Origin of the sequence: Sphingomonas sp. 8AM (assembly GCF_902506455.1) — a bacterium.
GTDB lineage: Bacteria > Pseudomonadota > Alphaproteobacteria > Sphingomonadales > Sphingomonadaceae > Sphingomonas.
In genome coordinates, this window is the sequence record NZ_LR733844.1 from 2915188 (window position 1) to 2935665 (window position 20478).

The window sequence follows — 20478 nt, forward strand, 5'->3', positions numbered from 1 at the left end:
TCAGAGCCCCGCGCGTTGCAGCCCGAGGTCGACCGCCGCGCGGCTCGCTTCGGACGGCCAGGTCATCGGCAGGCGCAGCCCGTCGGGGAAGCCGGGACGCATTTTGGCCATCGCATGCTTGACCGGGCCGGGCGACGCGTCGGTGAACAGCGACGTGTGTAGCGCGAACAGCCGGTCGTGGAGGTCGCGCGCGGTCGCATAATCGCCCGCCGCACAGGCACGCTGGAAATCGGCGCACAGCCGCGGCGCGACATTGGCGGTCACCGAAATGCACCCGACCCCGCCGTTGGCGTTGAAGGCGAGGCCGAGATCGTCATTGCCCGACAGCTGACAAAAACCGGCGCCGAGCCCGGCGCGGTGCTGCGTCACGCGGGTCAGCACGCCCGAGGCGTCCTTGACCGCGACAAACACGTTCGGGAACGCCGACACGATGCGGATCAGCGTTTCCGGCTGGATGTCGGTCACGGTACGCGCCGGCACGTTATACAATACGATGGGTAAGGGTGTTTCGGCGGCGAGGGCCTCGAAATGACGGTAGATGCCCTCCTGCGAGGGGCGGTTGTAATAAGGCGGCACCATCAGCGCGGCATCCGCCCCCGCCGCGCGCGCGGCGTGCAGGTTCGCCGCAGCGACGCGCGTGTCGTTCGATCCGGCGCCGGCGATCACCGGCACGCGCCCCTTCGCCTGATCGACGCAGACGCGGACGATCGCGAACTGCTCCTCCTTGGTCAGCGTCGCCGCCTCGCCGGTGGTGCCGCACGGCACGAGCGCAGACGAGCCCTCGGCGATCTGCCACTCGATCAGATCGCGATATGCCGACTCGACGAAATCGCCCTGCGCATCGAACGGCGTGACCAATGCGGGGATGGAACCTGAGAACATGAGACGAATTTGCTCCTGACGCGCGTTTGGGGGACGCCGTTCAGCGCAGATACGGCTACGGCTGCTATGCTGTCCACCACGGGCGTCGGTCAAAAACAGTGAAGGCGGGTGCGTTGATCCTTTTCGTTGCAGCAGCAGGAACCCTGGCGGCGGTCGCCGGGCAATATGGCGCGGTGCCCGCGACGCAGCCGGTACAGCCGCCGATCGCGACGACCGCGCTGCCGGGCATGGCGCAGCCGGTCGCGCAGTGGAAGGCGCTGCAACAGACCGATGCGCTGCCGTTCGACAGCTATTTCTCGTTCATCAGCGCGCATCCGGGCTGGCCGGGCGAGGCCGGGTTTCGGCGGACGCTGGAGCGCAAGGCGGCGACCGACCCGAACACGCCGGTAACCAGCGTCGCGGCGTTCTGCCGCCGCTGGAAGCCGCTGACCGCAGCAGGCTGGATCGCCTGCGCGCGCGCCTATCAGGCGACCGGCGCGAGTGTAGACGCGCAGGTGGCGGCGCGGACCGGCTGGCGACTCGGCAACCTGTCGCCGCAGGACGAATCGACCGTGCTGACCCAGTTCGCCAGCGCGCTGTCGCCCGCCGATCACGACGCGCGCACCGATGCACTGCTGTGGCAGGGCGCGACCGGCAGCGCGCAGCGGATGCTGACCTATACCAGCGCGGCGGCGCGCTCGCTGTTCACCGCGCGGCTGGCGTTCCGCAGTAATGCCGAGAACGCCTCGGCGCTCGCCGCCAGCTATGACGCGATCGGCGCCAGCGACGCCGGCTATATCGCCGACAAGGCGATGTGGCTGCGCAACTCGGGCGCGAGCCCCAGCGCGCGCGGCTGGCTGGCGCGCACCCGCACCGGCATGACCCGACCGGGCAATGTCGAAAAATTCTACGAGGCGTTGCTGGTCAATGCGCGCGCGGCGGCGGCGGACGGGCAATGGCAGACCGCCTATGACATCGCGCGGCAGATCGACGACGCCTACCCCGCGGGTACCGACGTCTCGACCAAGCCCTATGGCGAGCGCGACGATTATACCTCGCTGGCGTGGCTGGCGGGTCAGGCGGCGCTGAAGCTGGGGCGGCCCGCCGATGCGCGCGCGATGTTCGAGCGCTACGGGCTCGGCAGCCAGTCGCCGCAGACGCGCGCCAAGGGGCTGTATTGGGCGGCGCGCACCGCCGAGCAGGCGCGACAGCCCGACGCCAATGCCTTGTTCGAGCGCACCGCGGGCTATCGCGACCAATATTACGGGCAGTTGGCGATCGAGCATCTCCGCCGCCCGCTGACCGCGCCCCCTGCCCCCCCGACGCCGGTGATCGCCGCGACCGCGCGCTCGGCTTTCTACGGGCGTGAGGTGGTGCGCGCGGCGCAGTTCCTCGGCCAGGCCGGGCAGTATCAGGACCAGACCGCGTTCGTGAAGCAGATCGCCGCCGACGCGACCAGCGACACCGACCATTATCTAGCCGATGAATTGTCGCGCGCGCTCGGCCGCCCGGATCTCGGCGTGTTGCTGGGGCGCAGCGCGATGCAGAACGGGCTGACCGAATATAGCGCCACCGGCTTCCCGACCGTCGCGGTGCCGAGCGGGTACGAGGCGGAATGGCCGATGATCCACGCGGTCGCACGGCAGGAAAGCCAGTTCGACCGCATGGCGCGCAGCCCGGTCGGCGCGAGCGGGCTGATGCAGCTGATGCCCGGCACCGCGCGCGAGCAGGCGGGCAAGCTCGGGCTCGGCTACGATCCGCTGCGGCTGACCAGCGACACCAATTACAATATCCAGCTCGGCTCGAGCTATTTCCAGCGCATCTTCGCGCTATACGGCAGCTATCCGCTGGCGATCGCGGCGTACAATGCCGGGCCGGGCAACGTGAACAAGTGGCTGCGCGCCAACGGCGACCCGCGCACCGGCGCGGTCGACGCGGTCGATTGGGTCGAGGCGATCCCGTACAGCGAGACGCGCAATTACGTGCAGCGCGTGCTGGAGAATGCGGTCGTCTACGACCTGATGAATCCGGCGCGTGCCAAGAGCCGCGGACCTGCCAACCTCAGCTGGTATCTGGGCCGGGCGCGCGGCGCATGAACGAGCGCCCCAATTACATGACGCCGGCCGGCTATGCGAAGCTGCGCGCGGAATATGAACAATTGTTCGCGAAGGACCGGCCGGCGCTGGTCGAGACGATCAGCTGGGCGGCCGGAAACGGCGACCGCTCCGAGAACGGCGATTACATTTACGGCCGCAAGAAGCTGCGCGAGATCGACCGGCGGCTTGGCTGGCTGTCGAAGCGGATGAAGGCCGCCAAGGTCGTCGATCCGGCGCAGCAGCAGGATCGCTCGCGCGTGTGGTTCGGCGCGACGGTGACGATTGCGGACGAGGACGACAACGAACGCGTGCTCACGCTGGTCGGCGACGACGAGGCCGAAGCGGGCGTCGGCCGCGTCGGCTGGAACGCGCCGATCGCCCGGGCCTTGCGCGGAGCGGCAGTCGGGGATTTGCGACGGGTGACGCTGCCGGCGGGGGAGCGCGAATATGAGATCGTCGCGATCGGGTATCCGGCTGCGGAGAAATAGCAAGCTGCGCGGCTGGCCGAGCCCCCGCCTCATACCGTCATCCCGGACTTTGATCCGGGATCCCGCTTCTTACCTCCGGGGCCAAGAAGAAGCGGGGCCCCGGATCACGTCCGGGGCGACGGACGACGGGTAGCTGGATCGATCGGGTAAAATCCGGCATGAAGGTGTCATCTCGCTCGTTTCCAGCTCTCCTGACGGTTGCGATTGACCCCGCCCCTTTCGCAGTCGATGCAGCGGACATGGCTTCCGACGACAATCCCAATCGAAACATCGCCCTGCTGATCGACGCCGACAACGCGTCGTGGCAGGCGCTCGACCCCGTGCTGACCGCGCTCGCCGAATTCGGCCGCGTCAACGTGCGACGCGTCTACGGCAACTGGTCGAAGGAAGGGCTGAAGGGCTGGCGTGACATGAGCGTCATGCACGGCATCGAACCGCAGCAACAATTCGACCTGACGCGCGGCAAGAACGCCACCGACATGAAGATGACGATCGATGCGATGGACCTGCTCCACCGCGGCCGCGTCGACGCGTTCGGGATCATGTCGTCGGACAGCGACTTCATGCCGCTCGCCACGCGCATCCGGCAGGACGGGCTCGACGTCTACGGCTTCGGCAACAGCAACACGCCCGCGGGATTCCGCAACGCCTGCACGCGCTTCATCGACGTCAATGCGCTGATGGAGACGACCAAGCCCAAACGGGCGCGCCGGGTCGAGGTGCCGATCGGCGAATCGGTACCGCCGCCGATCGGCATGCCGTCCGCCGCCCCGGCGCCCGCCGCCGTATCAGCGGCGACGCGGCCGGCCGACGATCCCGAATTGCTGCAACTGCTCCACGACGCCTATGACTCGCTGAAGCCCGACGCCAAGGGCTTCGTACGACTTTCGGCATTGGGGCAGCGTGCAGCCAACCGGTCGAGCTTCGACGTGCGTAACTACGGCTACAAGCGGCTTTCGGATCTGGTCGATGCAATCGGGTCGATCGATGTCGACCGCCGCGAAAATCACGTGCTGGTCCGTTGGAAGGATTGATGATGCGGCTTTCTCTCGCGCTGGCGCTGGCCGCAACGATCGCCTCCCCGGTGCTGGCGGAAGATGCCGCGCCGCAGCGGTTGTCCGAAGACGTGCGCGTGCTCGCCTCGCCCGAATATGGCGGACGCGCGCCGGGTACCCCGGGGGAGAAGAAGACGCTCGACTGGCTGATCGCGCGCTTCACTTCACTGGGGCTACAGCCCGGCGGGCCGGACGGTCAGTGGCTGCAGAAGGTGCCGCTGGTCCACACCCGCGTCGCGCCTGACGCGATGATGACGATCGGCCGAACGACGCTGACGCAAGGCAAGGAGGTCGCGGTCACCACGGTGTGCGCCGCGCCGACGGTCGCGATCACCGACTCGCCGATGGTGTTCGTCGGCTACGGCGTGTCCGCCCCCGAGGCCGGATGGGACGACTTCAAGGGCGTGGATCTGCGCGGCAAGACGGCGGTCTTCCTCGTCAACGATCCCGATTTCGAGGCCGCCCCCGGCGACGACGCCAATGGCAAGTTCGGCGACCGTCGCATGACCTATTACGGACGCTGGACCTACAAATTCGAGGAAGCCGCGCGGCGGGGGGCGGCCGCGGCGCTGATCGTCCACGATACCGGCGGCGCCGGCTATCCATGGTCGACGGTCAACGCCTCGAACGGCGAGAACTACGACATCGTCCGCACGGCGAGCGATCCGCGCGTGCCGTTGCAGGGCTGGATCGAACATGCCGCGGCCGACCGGCTGTTCGCCGACGCGGGACTCGATCTGGCCAGGCTGCGCATCGCAGCGCGGTCGAAGGCGTTCCGCCCGGTTGAGATGAAGCCGCGCTTCTCGGCGTCGGCACGTGTTGCGGTCGAGCGGATCGAGAGCGCCAATGTGCTGGCGAAGATCCCGGGCACCAGGCATCCCGACGAGACCGTGATGTTCGCGGCGCATTGGGACGCCTATGGCGAGGGCCCGGCGGATGCGTCGGGCAAGACGCTGCGCCCCGGCGCGAACGACGATGCGCTGGGGACGGCGGGCGTGGTCGAGCTGGCGCGGCTGTTCAAGGCGGCACCGGCTCCGGAGCGGACGCTGGTGTTTGCGCTGTGGACCGGCGAGGAACGCGGGCTGCTCGGCTCCGAACATTATGCGGCGCATCCGGTCTATCCGCTTGCCAAAACCGCCGCGAACCTGACGCTCGACATCCTCCAGACCGCCGGCCCGGCGAAGGACGTGGTGTTGGTCGGTCAAGGGCAGTCGTCGCTAGACGGACTGCTGACGGAGGCGGCGCGGGCGCAGGGACGTGCGGTGACGCCAGAGACGTTCAGCGAGCGCGGGCTCTTCTATCGCGCCGATCATTTCTCGGTGGTGCGGCGGGGGGTGCCCTCGCTGCTGCTGATGGCGCTGGGCGGTGCGGCGGACCTGCGCGACGGCGGCCGCGCGGGCGGGCAGAAGTGGCTCGACGATTACATGGCCTGTTACCACAAGACGTGCGACGCGTGGGATGCGGGGTGGAACCTGCAGGGCGCTGCGGCGGATGTCGACCTGTTCCATACGATGGGGGACCGGCTGTCTAAGGCAGGCGTGTGGCCGACATGGAGCGCCGGGAGCGAGTTTCTGGCGCTGCGTGACAAGAGCGCGGGCGAGCGGCGATAGGCGCTGATACATGAGACGATTGTCTCATCGCCCATCCCGCCTCCTGTCTTCGCGGACAGGAACCGAAGGTCCGCGAGGGGCCGGCGCTGCGACGAAGCCGGATCGCTGATCCATTCGGGCGCGGGCTGGTACAAATCTCCAGCTCAACCTGTTGTGCAAATCGCCCGCTATCGTCGGCTCCGACCAGCCGCGCACCCGACGAGATCGAACATCTGCCGAACATGAAAAACGTCGTCCTGCGAACCGCCAGTCGTCGGCAGCAGGAAATGGGCAGGAGCAGCGCCACCCCGATGTGGCGCACCGAAGGCCACCCAATAATGTGCATCCATACCGATGAATTCTCGATCGCCGTGCGGCCTCGGCCCGCCGTCCGGATCTGGCGGTTGCCAGCCGGGCGCATCCGGATTTTCGGTCGAGCTGATATTCTGAAGTTCGTCCGTCCCGCCGTTCCACGGTAACCACCAAGACGTCGTCTTCGTCTTTGCGTCGCGCACCATCAGCACGACCCCGTTCGGCCAGTCGTCGCCGCTATCCACCGCATGGAAGATCGCGGTCACCTCCGGGTGGTGCCGTAGCGTGTAGCGTGCCCGTTCGACCGGGCACGTTCCGATCGCAGCCGCGGCCAGCGCGAACAAAACGATCATCAGCTGAACCCTCCTGCGCCATCAGCAGATGGCGACCGGCATGATCCTATGATGCGGTCGGCCGCGCCTCAACGTCCGCTCGCCGATCCGGGTCATCCGACCAACAGGACGGAGCGCACCCACGCCCCGCCCCTTACCCGGTCAGCGCGTCAGCTTCTTGTACGCCAGCCGCGTCGGTCGGTCGGCGGCGTCGCCCATGCGACGGCGCTTGTCTTCCTCGTAGCTTTCGTAATTGCCCTCGAACCATTCGACGTGGCTATCGCCCTCGAACGCGAGGATGTGCGTGCAGAGGCGATCGAGGAAGAAGCGATCGTGGCTGATGACCACCGCGCAGCCCGCGAACGTCTCCAGCGCCTCTTCGAGCGCGCGCAGCGTCTCGACGTCGAGATCGTTGGTCGGCTCGTCGAGCAGCAGGACGTTGCCGCCCTCCTTCAGCATCTTGGCCATGTGGACGCGGTTGCGCTCACCGCCCGACAGCTGGCCGACCTTCTTCTGCTGGTCCGGCCCGCGGAAGTTGAACGCGCCGACATAGGCGCGCGTCCCCATCTCCTGCTTGCCGAAACGGAAGATCTCCAGCTCGTCGGAAATTTCCTGCCAGACGTTCTTGTTCGGATCGAGATCGTCGCGGCTCTGGTCGACATAGCCGAGCTTGACGGTCGAGCCGACCTCGATCGTCCCCGAATCGGGCGTTTCCTGCCCGGTGATCAGCTTGAACAGCGTCGACTTGCCCGCGCCGTTCGGCCCGATCACGCCGACGATGCCGCCCGGCGGCAACGTGAAATCGAGGTTGTCGAACAGCAGTTTGTCGCCATAGGCCTTGGTCAGCCCCTTGGCCTCGATCACCTTGCCGCCGAGGCGCGAGGGCAGCTGGATCAGGATCGCGGCCTTGCCGGCGACGCGATTCTCCTGCTTCTCCATCAGCTCGTCGAACGCGCGGATCCGCGCCTTGCTCTTGGTTTGCCGCGCCTTGGGCGTCTGGCGCATCCACGCCAATTCGTCGGCGATCGCCTTCTGCTTGCCGGCTTCCTCGCGCTCTTCCTGCTCGAGGCGCTTGGCCTTCTTTTCGAGATAGCCGGAATAGTTCGATTCGTAGGTGTAATAACGCCCGCGATCCAGCTCGAGCACCCAGTTGACGACGTTGTCAAGGAAGTAACGATCGTGGGTGACGAGGATGACGTTGCCGGTATATTCCTTAAGATAATTCTCCAGCCACGACACGCTTTCTGCGTCGAGGTGGTTGGTCGGCTCGTCGAGCAGCAGGATGTCGGGCTTTTCCAGCAACAGCTTGCACAGCGCGACGCGGCGCTTCTCACCACCCGACAGGTTCGTCACCGCGGAATCGCCGGGCGGGCAGCGCAATGCCTCCATCGCCTGTTCGAGCTGGCTGTCGAGCGCCCAGCCGTCGACCGCGTCGATCTTCGCCTGAAGATTGCCCATCTCTTCCATCAGCGCATCGAAATCGGTGTCGTCCTGCGGATCGCCCATCTCCGCCGAGATCGCGTTGAAGCGATCGACCAGATCCGCAACCGGGCGCACGCCGTCCTTGACGTTGCCCATCACGTCCTTGGTCGGATCGAGCTGCGGCTCCTGCGCCAGATAACCGACCCGGACCCCCTCGGCAGCCCAGGCCTCACCGACGAAATCGGGATCCATCCCGGCCATGATCTTCATCAGCGTCGATTTGCCCGAGCCGTTCGGCCCGATGATCGCGATCTTCGCCGAGGGGATGAACTGCAGGTGGATGTTGTTGAGAACGGGCTTGTTCGCGCCCGGGAAGGTCTTGGTCAGACCTTTCATGACATAGGTGTACTGAACGGCCATCTGGCGCGCGGCTCCGTGTAAAGAGGGTGCAGCGAAAAAATCGTCGGCGCGCATGTAAGCGCAGCCCACGCCGTTGGCAAACCGCGCGGTGCCGGTTACGCCCCCGGCCATGAAGCATCTTTCCTCGCTGACGATCGCCTTGCTCCTCGCCACGCCTGCCGCCGCGCAGCGAACCGCGCCGCCGACACCGGCTGCGGTCGATCCGCAGGTCGCGGCGTTGCGCGACGCCGCACTGAAGGACGATATCGCTTACGATATCGTCGAGGGACTGACGACCGAGGTGGGGCAGCGGCTGGCCGGCACCGAGGCGGAGGCGCGCGCACGCGACTGGTCGGTCAAGAAGCTGACCGCGCTCGGCTTCAGCAACGTCCGCGCCGAACCATACCGGATGCCGGTGTGGGTGCGCGGCGACGAAGCCGCCGAGATCGTCGCGCCGGTGCCCCAGAAGCTGACGCTCGCCGCGCTCGGCAATTCGGCGAGCACCGGGCCGCGCGGGTTGACCGCCGAGCTGGTCGTGTTCCCCTCCTACACCGAATTCGCCAACGCCCCGAACGCGGCGGTCCGCGGCAAGATCGTCTATATCGGCAATGCCATGCAGCCGACGCAGGACGGGTCGAGCTACGGCAGCAGCGGCCCGGCGCGCTTCACCGGCCCCGCAACCGCCTCGCAAAAGGGCGCGGCGGCGATCGTGATCCGGTCGATCGGCACCGATACGCACCGACTGCCGCACACCGGCGTCACCACTTTCCCGGCCGGCGTGAAACCGATCCCGGCCGCCGCACTTTCCGCCCCGGACGCGGCGTTGATCGAGCGTCTGGCGAAGCGCGGTCGGCCTATCCAGCTGAAATTGCTGCTCACCCCGAAGATGATCGGCGAGCGCGAGTCGGGCAACGTCATCGCCGAGGTGCCGGGTACCGACCCGACGGCGGGCGTGGTGCTGGTCGGGGGGCACCTCGACAGCTGGGATCTCGGTACCGGCGCGATCGACGATGCCAGCGGCGTCGCGATCAGCGCCGCCGCAGCGAAGCGGATCATGGACAGCGGGCAGCGTCCTCGCCGCACGATCCGCGTGGTGTGGTTCGGTGCCGAGGAAGTCGGCGGGTTCGGTGGCGCGGAATATTCCAAGCGCCATGGCGCCGAGCGTCACGCCACTGCCTCCGAGAGCGACTTCGGTGCGGATCGTATCTGGCGGTTCGAGACGCAGTTCCCCGACAGCGCCACGGCGGTGACCGCGCGGCTCGCCAGCGCGCTCGCCCCGCTCGGGATCGTCGCGGGCGGCGGCCGCGCAGGCGACGGCACCGACATCGCCCCGACGATCGCGACCGGCGTGGCGGGCGTCGACCTCAACCAGTCGGGGCTGCGCTATTTCGATACGCATCATACGCCCGACGACACGCTGGAACGCGTCGATCCCGAACAATTGCGACAGAACGTCGCGGCCTGGACCGCGATGCTCGCGATCGTTGCCAACGCGCCGGAGGAAATCGGGCCGGTAAAGCGGCCGTGAAACCTGCATGAAAGGTGCGCCGCGGCGGGTCACCATTCGTCGCAACCTTTCGCAAAGGTGAATTTTGCTTATTGACCCCCCCGGTTGGTAGGGTATTGCGAGGGTTCGCGACGGCGCTGGGGTCGGGCGCGAGTTTTTTTATGTAATGCTTGGGAGCATTCCGATGAAGAAGATCCTGCTCGTTGCCGCCGCCGCTGGCCTGATGTCGGTCGCCGCTTGCTCGAAGTCGCCTGAGGCTTCGGCGGTCGAGAACAATGCCGACATGATGGCGGACAACATGGACGCGATGGCGGCCAATGTTGCTGACATGTCGAACACCACCGCGAACCCGTTCGCCGAGGACAACGCCGAGGCGGTTGCCGAGAACGTTCACTCGGCCGCGGACAACGTCCGTGACGCCGGCGAGGACGCCGCGAAGAACATGTAATCGACGGGAGCCGTGCCGGTGGTCATGAGGAAGTTGCTTCCCCTGCTTGCGATTGCGCTTTGCGGCGTGTCGGCGTGCAGTGACCGTTCCGGCACGGCTTCGATCGGTAACAATGCCGAGGCGGTGGCCGATGCGCTGGAGCGCAAGGCCAATGACCTCGACGCGATGGCCGAAGCCACCGCCAACGACAGCGCCGCCGCAATGCTGGAGGGTGCTGCCGACAATCTTGCGGATCAGGCGGACAATGTCCGAGATCTGGCCGAGGAAAGTACCGCCACGCGCTGAGCGACCGGCGGTTTGGCGGCGGTGACGTCGCGTTTCGGGGCGCCCGCGGGCGCCTCTTCTTTTGTACGAGACTTCGATACGGAGCTTGCGCGCGCTGTACGTGCGGCCTAGGTCGATCCTCATACCCGCGTCGGGGAGTGGCGCAGTCTGGTAGCGCGCCTGCTTTGGGAGCAGGATGTCGCAGGTTCGAATCCTGTCTCCCCGACCATCATTTCGACACATCAAGCGGCAAGCGCCGCCGCGCCTGGCCGGCGTCGTAACGCCAGCAGCAGCACGAGCGCCAGCGCCGCCATCCCCGCGCCCGCCAGCGAGACCATCGGCAGCTGCAGCCCCGCGCTGATCACCCCGCCGCCCACTGCCGCACCGATCGCATTGCCGAGGTTGAACGCCCCGATATTGACCGCGGACGCGAGGTTCGGTGCGTCGGCCGCAGCGTCCATCACGCGCATCTGCAAGGGTGGCACGATGGCGAAGCTGGCAACGCCCCAGAGCAGGATCGCGACGGCCGCCGTAACGGGCCAGTGCATTGCGGCCGCGAACACGATCAGCACCACGACCAACCCCGCGAAGCTGCCGGCGAGGGTCCGTTCGATCGATCGATCAGCCCATCGACCACCGAGCATGTTCCCGATCGTCAGCCCGATGCCGTAAAGCATCAGCATCGCCGTGACGAAGGTGGTGGAGGCGTGTGTTTCCGTGCGCAGGATCGGAACGATATAGGTGAAGACGGTAAACATCGCACTCGCCCCGATGACGGTCAGCACCAGCGCCGTCAGCACAGTCTTGCGCGCCAGCACGCGCAGCTCCGCGCGCATGTTGCCCGCCTCGGACGGCGGTAGCGGGGGGACGGCAAGCCGCAGCGCGACCATCGCGACCCCGCCGACGCCTGCGATCCCTGCGAAGGCGCTGCGCCAGCCGATCGTCTCCCCGACCCAGGTCGCCATCGGTACGCCACCGATCGTTGCGACGGTCAGCCCGGTGAACATCGCGGCCAGCGCGCCGGCGCGCCGCTCCGGCGGCACGAGCTCGGCTGCGACGACCGATCCAACGCCGAAGAAAGCGCCATGGTTGAGCGAGGTGACGAGCCGTGCCGCCAACAGCATCCAATATCCGTGCGACACCGCCGACAACAGGTTGCCAAGCGTGAATATCGCCATCAACCCGATCAGCAGCGTCCGGCGGTCGAGGCGTGCCGTGGTGAGCGTCATCAGCGGCGCACCGATGAGCACCCCCATCGCATAGCCGCTGACCAGCAACCCGGCGGCGGGGATCGAGACACCCAGATCGGCCGCGATCACCGGCAACATGCCCGTCGGGGCGAATTCGGTAACGCCGATGCCGAACGCCCCGATCGCGAGCGCGAGCAGCCCAGGATTCAATTTCATGCGACCAGCTCCTCAGACCAGCGGCGGCGCGAGACGACGAAAGCCCTCCTGCTGCCGGTACGGTGTGTGTGGGTAAGGCGGGAGCATTTCGCTCGCCGCATCAAGCGTCGCGACCTGCGCGGCTGTCAGCGCCCAGCCGACCGCGCCGAGATTGTCGCGCAGCTGCGTCTCGTCGCGCGCGCCGATGATGACCGATGACACCGTCGGTCGCCGCAGCAGCCAGTTGATCGCGATTTGCGGGACGGTCCTGCCGGTCTCGGCCGCCACGGCCTCCAGCGCGTCGACGACACGGTAGAGATGATCGTCGGCCACCGGCGGCGCCCACTGGATGGTCTCGTGCAGCCGGCTGCCCGGTGGGATCGGCCGCCCCCGCCCGATCTTGCCGGTCAGTCGCCCCCAGCCGAGCGGACTATAGACCAGCGCACCGATCCCCTGGTCTGCAGCAAGCGGCAGCAGGTCCGCTTCGTAGCCCCGGCCGATCAACGAATAATAGACCTGATGCGCGACGAGCCGTGGCCAGCCGTGCCGCTCGGCGAGCGCCTGCGCCTTCATGATCTGCCAGCCGGGATAGTTGGAGACGCCGGCGTAAAGGACCTTGCCGTCAGCGATCAGCCGGTCGAGCGTGGCCATCACCTCCTCGGTCGGGGTGGACGCATCGAAGGCATGAAGCTGGAGCAGGTCGATGCGATCGGTGCCGAGCCGCCGCAGTGCCGTCTCGACCGCGCCGATCAACCGTTTGCGCGAAACGCCCCAATCCTGCGGACCGTCACCGGTCGGCAGGCCGGTCTTGGTCGAAATCAGCACGGCATCGCGGCGCCCCCTGATCGCCGCGCCGAGCACCGTCTCGGACGCGCCGTCCGAGTAGACGTCGGCGGTGTCGAACAAGGTGACGCCAGCATCGAGGCAGATATCAAGCATTCGCCGCGCCTCGGCGGCGTCGCTGGTGCCCCATGCGCCGAAGAGAGGCCCCGTACCGCCGAACGTCCCCGCGCCGAACGACAAGGCGGGCACCCGCAGCCCGGATGTACCCAATTGACGATATTCCACGATGCTGCCCTTTGCGTGTCTGCTTGCCGCACGCATAGATGGACCACGCCTCCAGCCGCCGGAAGTCCGATCATGAGCAAAGGATCTATGCCTTGAACGCAAAGATTACCGGCAATGACGATCGTGCCCGATCGCTGGCGTTCTTCTCCAGCGTCGTGGAGGAAGGCAGTTTTTCCGCCGCCGCCCGCGCGCTGGGCCTGACGCCATCGGCGGTGGCCCGCACGATCGACCGGATCGAGGCGCGGCTCGGCGTCCGGTTATTGCTTCGTTCCACGCGCGCGCTGACGCTGACCGCCGAGGGACGGGCGTATCTTCTCGCCGCGCGCCGTATCCTTGCCGATCTTGACGATGCCGAACAGCAGATCGCCGACCAGGGAGCGCCGCGCGGACGGCTGCGGATCAGCGCGGCACTGGCGCACGGGCGGCTGTGCGTTGTGCCGCTGCTCGGCCACTTCGCATGCGCTTTCCCGCACATCCTGATCGACGTCGCGCTGACCGACACCCTCGTCGATGTCGCGGCGGGACAGGCGGATGTGGCGATCCGCTTCGGCCCGCTCGCCGACAGCGGACTGACCGCGCGAAAGCTTGGCGAGTCGCGGCGCGTGATCGTCGCGGCACCGGATTATCTCGCGCGGGTCGGTACGCCGACGGTCCCGGAGGACCTGCTCGCCCACCACTGCCTCAACTTCAACTTTCGCCGTGCCGAGCCGATCTGGCCGTTCCGCCGCGAAGGTCGTGATTTCTCGCTGTCCGTCGAAGGTCCGATCGTCGCCAACAACGGCGAGACACTCGGCCAGCTCGCCGCCGCCGGGGTCGGCGTTACGCGGGTCGGCCGGTTCAGCGTCGCGGCCGAAATCGCCAGCGGCCAGCTCGTGCCCTTGCTGGAGGACTATAATCCCGGCGATGTCGAGCTGATCCACGCCGTATGGGTCGGGGGTGCGACAACTCCCGCCCGCGTCCGGGTGTTCGTCGACTTCCTCGTCGAACGACTAGCCGGACACGGCGTCGCGGAGAAAGGCTGATAGCCGGTCATCGTCGCTCATCGCGACGTTGAAGCGCATATGATCGCGCCAGCCGCCGCTGGTGCTGAACACCGGCCCCGGCGCCAGCACGATCCCGGCCGCGAGCGCGCGGCGTGCGAGATCGACCGCGTCGATGCCGTCCGGCAACCGCGCCCAAAGGAATATTCCCGCCGCCGGCTCGATCCACGGCTCGACCCCGACCGCGCGAAGTCGGGCAGCGACCTTGGCAGTGGCGCGCGCCAGCCGGGTCCGCACCGCCTCGACGTGGCGACGGTAGCTGCCGTCGGTAAGCACCGCGTGGAGCAGGCTGGCGGCGAGCGGGCTGCCCGCCATCGAGGTCGCGATCCGCAGATCGGCCAACGCCTCGATCCAGTCGGCGCGCGCCGCAATATGCCCGCAACGCACCGCGGCCGACAGTGACTTGGAAAAGCTGCCGATGCGGATCGTCCGGTCGAGGCCGTCGAACGCCGCCAGGCGCGGCGCGGGCGTATGTTCGAAATCGGCGAAGATATCGTCCTCGACGATCACCATATCGTGCGTCTCGGCGACCTTCAGCAGGCGGTGTGCTGAGGCAGCACCGAGCGAGGCACCGGTCGGATTGTGGACGCCGGCGTTCGTCAGGTAAAAGCGCGGGCGATGCGTCGCGGCAGCGGCGGCAAAGGCGGTGACCTCCGGTCCGGTTGCGGTCACCGGCACGCCGATCGCGGTGGCACGATGGGCACGCAACAAGGCGAGAAAATTGAAATAGCAGGGATCATCGACCAGCACCGTGTCGCCTGGCTGGAGCAGGAAGCGACAAACCAGATCGAGCGCATGGGTTCCGCTGTCAGTCAGCAGGATCTGGTCCGGACCCGCATCGATGCCCTGCACCGCCATGCGCCGCGCCAGCAGCGCGCGTAATGGTGGCGAGCCGCGCGGCGAGGCATAGCCGGCCAGCATGCCGTCGTCGCCGGCCCGCGCCGTCGCGCGCAGCGCCTTGCGAAGCGCATCGCCGGCCAGCCAGGCGTCGGGCAGCCAGCCACAGCCCGGCATCAGGTCATGCCGCCGCTCGCCAAGCGACTGGCGCAACATCCACAATGGATCGACCTCGCGTTCGGGCGGCGCCACCAGCCGGTCGAGCGTCAGCGGCGCAAGCGGCGCGGCGACATAGAAGCCCGATCCGGGCCGGGCGCGGATCACCCCCTCCGCTGCCAGCCGATCATACGCATCGACCACGGTCGAGCGCGCCACGCCGCTCGTCGACGCCATCGCGCGGATCGACGGCAGCCGCGCGCCCGGCGTCAGCGTACGCGCAACGATCCGGTCGCGGATCGTCCGAACCACCATGCCCGTGCGCGTCTTCTCGCCAGGATCGGTCATCGTATCGTTGTTCTCACCAGTACAGTTTGCTGCAATCGTACTGCACCGTATCTTTCGACGCCATCACCCTCGCGCTAGGTCGCGCCATCATCAGCAGGAGACGCCCGTGACCCGCCCTTTCCACCTCGTCGACGTGTTCGGCACCGATCCGCTGACCGGCAACCCGCTCGCCGTGATCGCCGACGCCGAAGGGCTGGATACCGCGGGGATGCAGGCGATCGCCGGGTGGCTCAACTTCTCGGAGACCACCTTTCTGCTGCCGCCGACCGATCCTGCCGCTGACTACCGGGTTCGCATCTTCACCATGGCGCACGAATTGCCGTTCGCCGGTCATCCGACGCTGGGGAGCGCGCATGCATGGCTCGAGGCGGGCGGCCGGCCGCGCCGGGACGGCGTCATCGTGCAGGAATGCGGCGTCGGCCGGGTGACGATCCGCCGTGACGCCGACCGGCTCGCTTTCGCCGCTCCGCCGCTGCTGCGCGGCGGCACGCCGAGCGAGGCGGAGATCGCCGCGGTTGCCGCAGTGCTACGGATCGAACGCGCGGCGATCATCGACGCGGCCTGGGCGGATAACGGCCCGGGCTGGATCGCGGTCATGCTGGAATCGGCGGAAGCGGTGCTTGCGGTCGAACCTGCGCGGCATCATCCCGGCCGGATCGATATCGGCATCGTCGGCGCGCACGCACCGGGCGGCTCGGTGGCGTTCGAGCTGCGCGCGCTCTTCACCGATGCGCATGGTGGATTGATCGAGGATCCGGTGACCGGCAGCCTCAACGCGTCGGTAGGACAATGGCTATTCGCGACCGGTCGGGCGAGCGGCAGCTATGTCGCCGCGCAGGGCACACGGCTGGGGCGCAGCGGCCGCATCCATATCAGGCAGGATGGCGATGGACAGACATGGGTCGGCGGCGCGACACGGACGCTGTTCACTGGCCGGACGGACGCGTGATGCAGATCGCGATCCTGACCTTCGACGGTTTCAACGAACTCGATTCGTTCGTCGCTGCGGCGATCCTCAACCGGCTACGTCCGCACGGCTGGCACGCGCATATCACCGCCCCGACCCATACCGTGACGTCACTGAACGGCGTCACCGTGCATCGCCAGCGCCCGCTATCGTTCGTGGCGGAGGCCGATGCGGTGCTGATCGGCAGCGGCGTCCGCACGCGTGAGATTGCCGCCGACACGGCGCTGCTCGCCCGCCTGCGGCTCGATCCGGCGCGCCAGTTGATCGCCGCGCAATGCTCGGGGACACTGCTGCTGGCAAAGCTCGGGCTGCTCGGCACCCTGCCCGCCTGCACCGACCTCACCAGCAAGCCGTGGGTGATCGAGGCGGGCGCGACCGTCATCGAGGCGCCGTTCGCCGCACATGGTAACGTCGCCACCGCCGGTGGCTGCCTCGCGGCGCCCTATCTCGCCGCCTGGCTGATCGCGCGCGGCGGCGGCATCGGACTGGCGCGCGAGGCACTGCATTATGTCGCACCCGTCGGCGAGAAGACGCGCTTCGTGGACCATGCGATGGCGATCGTCACCGCGGAACTGACGATCGCCTGAGCGACGGTGCCGCGCCGGTCGTGTAGCGCGGCATCGCCCTGCGTTCCGTCGATCAGAATTGCAGCCGCGCTTCGGCGTAGAGCACCCGGCCCCTGATGTCGTACCGCGACGCGTCGAACGGGCGGCTGTCGATCAGCGCGAACGGCGGCCGGGCGTTGAAGATGTTGCGTCCGCCGATGCTCGCCGAAAGGCTGCGCACCGGCTGCCAGCGGACGTTCAGGTCATAGGTGGCGAGGCTGTGGATCGGGAACGGCCGGTCCGGCACGCCGTCGAAGTCCGAGTCCTCCGCCTTCCCCTCGTCGTAGGAGACGCCATAGGTATTGTCATAGGCCGGTATGAACCGCCTCGCGAGACGCGCGGACAGCGTCGGGGTCATCACCGTCAGCCCGAGTTCGTAGCGATAACGATCGAGCCCCAGCGACGTGCCGAGCATATTGCTGATGACATGGCCCTGATAGTCGAATTGCTGACGCAGGTTGCGGCTATAGTTGACGAACGGCGTGACCGTTGCCGTCCCGAGCTGGAAAGCATAGCTGGCGGCGACATCGATCGACTCGCTCAGCACCGAGCCGACGTTGATCGGACGGATCTCCTTGCGGACGATGTAGCCGTCGGCATCGCGGATCCAGACGTTCTTCAGGCCCATATAATCTCGCCTGGGCATCAGAATGGCGAGGTCATCGGTCGAACCGATACGATCGTGGACGACGGTGTTGTAGTAATCCACCAGAACACTGAGGCCTTGAAATACATGATGCGGCTCGAACAAGGTGCCGAAATGGTAGCTGCTCGACGTCGATGGCCGCAGCCTGGGGTTGGCCAGATAGATGTATTGGTATTCCGTGCCCTGCAGCTCATTTCCGTCCGGTGCATAGGGGTCCCAGACCAAGATGTCGGTGAACGTCTGTCCGGCACGAACGTTGTAGAGATCGGTGAAGCTGGGCGGTGAGAAGGACGACGACCATGAGCCGCGGAACAGCAGCCCTGGCGTCGGCGACCAGGATGCGCCGACATCCGGGCTGATCCGCGAGAAGCTCGCTTTTCCGCGGACGATCTTGCCCCCGTCTTCGTAAGGCACGTTATCGACCGTGGCGACCGGGCCGCGCGTGACATAGCTGTTGAACCGGCCCTTCAGCGACAGGTCGAACGCGTTGATTAGCGGTACGTGCATCGCCGCGTTGACCAGCGGGACGCGTGCCTCGGCATAACCGGCCGCCGTGACTTCGTGAACGTCCTCCTCCGTCTTTTCGCGAATACGCTCACCGGTGGTGCCGAACGAGAAGCTCTCCGTTCCGATTGCCACCTTCACCTTGCCGGCCGGCAGCTTGAGCGGGGCGAACGTCAGCAGGATGTCCTTGCTGCGGTTGAAGGCCTTGTTCGACAGGTTCTGAATATGGACGAAGAAGATATCCGCCGGTGCCCCAACCCTGCTTGAGCCGTCGTTGAGCACGTTGAAGGCGACCGCCGGGTCGCTGCTGGTCAGGGCAGCGCATTGCCTCGCGACCACCTGTTCGAGGTTCCGCACCCCTTTCTTCGGCTTTTCTCCCACGCCGCACAGGCCGGTATGCCGGTCGATCTCGTAAACGGCCTGGAGACCTTCTTCGGTCGCAAGGGCCTGATTCTCGGAATAGGAGTAATTGGCACGCAGCTCCGCATCCGGACCGAACCGGTATTGCAGCCCCGTGGTCACGCTGGTCGACCAGATCGTCGAGTCCTGGAATCCCGGCTTCAGTCGCCCGTCCGCATACTCGCGGCGCGGATCGTAGTAGACGTCGAAGAACGGCTTGAGCGCGTTCGAGGGCAGATCGCTTGCCTTGAACGGGCTGTAGGCCTGCGTCAGCGGCACCTCCGAAAGCCGGATGATGTCGTGGGACTCGCGGAGATACATATGGTTGCGCGAACCGAAATAATCGATCGTCAGATGGAGGCGGTCAGTGATCTTCTGGTCCAAGCTCACTGACACGCCGAGGCTGCGCTGGTGTTCGCCCGCATCCGGGGGAATGCCCATTGACAGCGTATCCAGATTGACCGGCCCCAGATCGCCGATGCCCGGTTGGGCGACCGCGTTGCCGCCATGGTATTGATAAAAGAAGCGCTTTGGATCTTCCGGCCCATCCGGCCGCGTCGGCGGCAGCGCGTAACCAAGCACGAGCGCGGCCGGTTGCCCACCCGAGAGCGGTGATCGCTGATCGCGGTGGAATTTGGATCGGCCGGCGGCGATGATCTGCGCCGCGCTGATATACTCCCGGTAATCGTGCGTCACATAGCCGAGCCTGGCATTGGAGACCGGCTCGAGCATCGTATAGGACAGGGTCGCCGTCACCGACCCGCTTCGCCAGCCGGTGGCAGCGGTCATCGTCGACTGGCGGGTGTCGGCGCCCGTACTCGACAATTCCTGCCGCGCCGTGGCCGAGAAACCACGATAGTTCTTCTTGAGAACGAAGTTGATCACGCCGCCCAGCGCGTCCGCGCCATAGACCGCGCTGTTTCCGCTCAGGCTGATCTCGACCCGCTCCACCGCGGCGAGCGGAATGGTGTTGATGTTGGCAAACCCTTCCTCGACGCCCGCCGCCCCGGCGATGCGTCGGCCGTTGACCAGCACCAGCGTGTTCCTCGTCCCCAGCCCGCGCAGATTGACCCCGGCGACGCCCAGCCCGCCCAGCCCGCCGCCGTCGAACTTCACCTCGGTCTTTTGCCGGTTGTTGAGGCCATAGCCGACCGATGCCTGGTTGAGCGGCAGGCTGCGGATGAAGTCCTGCACGTTGGACACGCCGAGCGACTTGATGTCTTCGGCGGTATAGATCTTGAGGTCAGAGGTCGGATCGCTGCCACGGATCTGGGAGCCGGTGACGACGATATCACTGGCGGCCTCCTCGCGGGCCGGCTTTTTCGCCCCTGCCGCAACCGGCATGTGCTCGTCGTTCGCGATCCGCGCCGCGTCGCTCTCCGCCGGCGTCACCGGTTCATCGGCCACCACCTGAGTCGCATCGGCCCCGGCGGCAGGTGCGGGTGACGTATCCGCCGGCGTATCCTCGCCGGGCACCGGCTTTTGTTCCTGCTGCTCCTGCGTCGAAGTCTGCTGCTGCAGTTGCGCATGGGCCGGCTGGCTGGCGAAGCACGGAAACACTGCCACACTCGCAAGTAAAAGGAACCGATGCTGCCTGGATAACGACACTAAACCCCCCATTACCACGATATTCGCTCAACCAGATAGAAACACCACCCCTCGGTGTCTGGCAATCGAGCAAGACGACGTTATAGGACGAGCCAAGCAAGATACCGCAAGAGGACTACCCCAAACTTGTTTTTATGATCCC

17 protein-coding genes and 1 tRNA gene are annotated in these 20478 nt (G+C 66.8%); 11 read left to right on the top strand and 7 right to left on the bottom strand.

Going from position 1 to position 20478, the window contains the following annotated elements:
* Positions 1–882 carry a 4-hydroxy-tetrahydrodipicolinate synthase gene (gene dapA / locus BACI71_RS13760; protein ID WP_159759526.1) on the bottom strand — a complete coding sequence of 294 codons (882 nt, stop codon included), beginning with the start codon at positions 880–882 and terminating at the stop codon, positions 1–3.
* A gap of 113 nt (positions 883–995) precedes the next feature.
* Here dapA and BACI71_RS13765 point away from each other — a divergent pair, with 113 nt between their 5' ends.
* The 4 genes from BACI71_RS13765 to BACI71_RS13780 all read left to right on the top strand — a co-directional run bounded on the left by BACI71_RS13765 (position 996) and on the right by BACI71_RS13780 (position 6110).
* Positions 996–2957, top strand: a complete 1962-nt coding sequence (locus BACI71_RS13765; RefSeq protein ID WP_236552987.1) for a lytic transglycosylase domain-containing protein — start codon at positions 996–998, stop codon at positions 2955–2957.
* Positions 2954–3445, top strand: a complete 492-nt coding sequence (gene greB / locus BACI71_RS13770; protein ID WP_159759528.1) for a transcription elongation factor GreB — start codon at positions 2954–2956, stop codon at positions 3443–3445. The genes BACI71_RS13765 and greB overlap by 4 nt, the downstream gene beginning before the upstream one ends.
* Positions 3446–3684: 239 nt before the next feature.
* Positions 3685–4479 carry an NYN domain-containing protein gene (locus BACI71_RS13775; protein WP_159759530.1) on the top strand — a complete coding sequence of 265 codons (795 nt, stop codon included), beginning with the start codon at positions 3685–3687 and terminating at the stop codon, positions 4477–4479.
* A complete protein-coding gene (locus tag BACI71_RS13780; protein ID WP_159759532.1) occupies positions 4479–6110 on the top strand; it encodes a M28 family peptidase in 1632 nt (543 codons plus the stop codon). Before BACI71_RS13775 ends, BACI71_RS13780 begins: the two co-directional genes overlap by 1 nt.
* Positions 6111–6277: 167 nt before the next feature.
* Here the strand turns inward: BACI71_RS13780 and BACI71_RS13785 are convergent, their stop codons facing one another.
* Entirely contained in the window at positions 6278–6754 is a 477-nt protein-coding gene (locus BACI71_RS13785) for a hypothetical protein (RefSeq protein WP_159759534.1), read from the bottom strand.
* A gap of 141 nt (positions 6755–6895) precedes the next feature.
* A complete protein-coding gene (gene ettA / locus BACI71_RS13790) occupies positions 6896–8575 on the bottom strand; it encodes an energy-dependent translational throttle protein EttA (RefSeq protein WP_159759536.1) in 1680 nt (559 codons plus the stop codon).
* A 109-nt stretch (positions 8576–8684) separates the two neighbouring features.
* On the opposite strand from ettA, the gene BACI71_RS13795 reads away from it, so the two are divergent.
* From BACI71_RS13795 to BACI71_RS13810, 4 genes are all read left to right on the top strand, one after another.
* Positions 8685–10082 (top strand): M20/M25/M40 family metallo-hydrolase, encoded by a 1398-nt coding sequence (locus BACI71_RS13795; protein ID WP_159759538.1) that lies wholly within the window; start codon positions 8685–8687, stop codon positions 10080–10082.
* A gap of 163 nt (positions 10083–10245) precedes the next feature.
* Positions 10246–10509: a hypothetical protein gene (locus BACI71_RS13800; protein WP_159759540.1), complete on the top strand. Its 264-nt coding sequence runs from the start codon at positions 10246–10248 to the stop codon at positions 10507–10509.
* Between the two features lie 24 nt (positions 10510–10533).
* Complete coding sequence (locus tag BACI71_RS13805; RefSeq protein ID WP_159759542.1) at positions 10534–10794, top strand: hypothetical protein; 261 nt, start codon at positions 10534–10536, stop codon at positions 10792–10794.
* A 131-nt stretch (positions 10795–10925) separates the two neighbouring features.
* A tRNA-Pro gene (locus BACI71_RS13810) sits at positions 10926–11002 on the top strand.
* A gap of 13 nt (positions 11003–11015) precedes the next feature.
* On the opposite strand, the gene BACI71_RS13815 is transcribed toward BACI71_RS13810, so the two are convergent.
* Positions 11016–12179 carry an MFS transporter gene (locus BACI71_RS13815; RefSeq protein WP_159759544.1) on the bottom strand — a complete coding sequence of 388 codons (1164 nt, stop codon included), beginning with the start codon at positions 12177–12179 and terminating at the stop codon, positions 11016–11018.
* A 12-nt stretch (positions 12180–12191) separates the two neighbouring features.
* Complete coding sequence (locus tag BACI71_RS13820; protein WP_159759546.1) at positions 12192–13226, bottom strand: aldo/keto reductase; 1035 nt, start codon at positions 13224–13226, stop codon at positions 12192–12194.
* A 92-nt stretch (positions 13227–13318) separates the two neighbouring features.
* Between BACI71_RS13820 and BACI71_RS13825 the strand changes: the two genes are divergently transcribed.
* Entirely contained in the window at positions 13319–14248 is a 930-nt protein-coding gene (locus BACI71_RS13825; RefSeq protein ID WP_159759548.1) for a LysR family transcriptional regulator, read from the top strand.
* Here the strand turns inward: BACI71_RS13825 and BACI71_RS13830 are convergent.
* Positions 14216–15607 (bottom strand): aminotransferase-like domain-containing protein, encoded by a 1392-nt coding sequence (locus BACI71_RS13830; RefSeq protein WP_159759550.1) that lies wholly within the window; start codon positions 15605–15607, stop codon positions 14216–14218. The two genes, BACI71_RS13825 and BACI71_RS13830, sit on opposite strands and share 33 nt — an antisense overlap.
* 106 nt (positions 15608–15713) lie before the next feature.
* Here BACI71_RS13830 and BACI71_RS13835 point away from each other — a divergent pair, with 106 nt between their 5' ends.
* Complete coding sequence (locus BACI71_RS13835; RefSeq protein WP_159759552.1) at positions 15714–16556, top strand: PhzF family phenazine biosynthesis protein; 843 nt, start codon at positions 15714–15716, stop codon at positions 16554–16556.
* Positions 16556–17161, top strand: a complete 606-nt coding sequence (locus tag BACI71_RS13840; protein WP_159759554.1) for a DJ-1/PfpI family protein — start codon at positions 16556–16558, stop codon at positions 17159–17161. The genes BACI71_RS13835 and BACI71_RS13840 overlap by 1 nt, the downstream gene beginning before the upstream one ends.
* Positions 17162–17213: 52 nt before the next feature.
* Here the strand turns inward: BACI71_RS13840 and BACI71_RS13845 are convergent, their stop codons facing one another.
* On the bottom strand, positions 17214–20288 hold the full coding sequence (locus BACI71_RS13845) for a TonB-dependent receptor domain-containing protein (RefSeq protein WP_159759556.1): 3075 nt from the start codon (positions 20286–20288) through the stop codon (positions 17214–17216).
* Positions 20289–20478: the final 190 nt, after the last annotated feature.

Bases quoted from the DNA above. Each gene is read 5' to 3' on its own strand.
- dapA (WP_159759526.1), bottom strand. From the start codon at position 882: ATGTTCTCAGGTTCCATCCCCGCATTGGTCACGCCGTTCGATGCGCAG.
- greB (WP_159759528.1), top strand. From the start codon at position 2,954: ATGAACGAGCGCCCCAATTACATGACGCCGGCCGGCTATGCGAAGCTG.
- BACI71_RS13775 (WP_159759530.1), top strand. From the start codon at position 3,685: ATGGCTTCCGACGACAATCCCAATCGAAACATCGCCCTGCTGATCGAC.
- BACI71_RS13780 (WP_159759532.1), top strand. From the start codon at position 4,479: ATGATGCGGCTTTCTCTCGCGCTGGCGCTGGCCGCAACGATCGCCTCC.
- BACI71_RS13785 (WP_159759534.1), bottom strand. From the start codon at position 6,754: ATGATCGTTTTGTTCGCGCTGGCCGCGGCTGCGATCGGAACGTGCCCG.
- ettA (WP_159759536.1), bottom strand. From the start codon at position 8,575: ATGGCCGTTCAGTACACCTATGTCATGAAAGGTCTGACCAAGACCTTC.
- BACI71_RS13795 (WP_159759538.1), top strand. From the start codon at position 8,685: ATGAAGCATCTTTCCTCGCTGACGATCGCCTTGCTCCTCGCCACGCCT.
- BACI71_RS13800 (WP_159759540.1), top strand. From the start codon at position 10,246: ATGAAGAAGATCCTGCTCGTTGCCGCCGCCGCTGGCCTGATGTCGGTC.
- BACI71_RS13805 (WP_159759542.1), top strand. From the start codon at position 10,534: ATGAGGAAGTTGCTTCCCCTGCTTGCGATTGCGCTTTGCGGCGTGTCG.
- BACI71_RS13815 (WP_159759544.1), bottom strand. From the start codon at position 12,179: ATGAAATTGAATCCTGGGCTGCTCGCGCTCGCGATCGGGGCGTTCGGC.
- BACI71_RS13830 (WP_159759550.1), bottom strand. From the start codon at position 15,607: ATGACCGATCCTGGCGAGAAGACGCGCACGGGCATGGTGGTTCGGACG.
- BACI71_RS13840 (WP_159759554.1), top strand. From the start codon at position 16,556: ATGCAGATCGCGATCCTGACCTTCGACGGTTTCAACGAACTCGATTCG.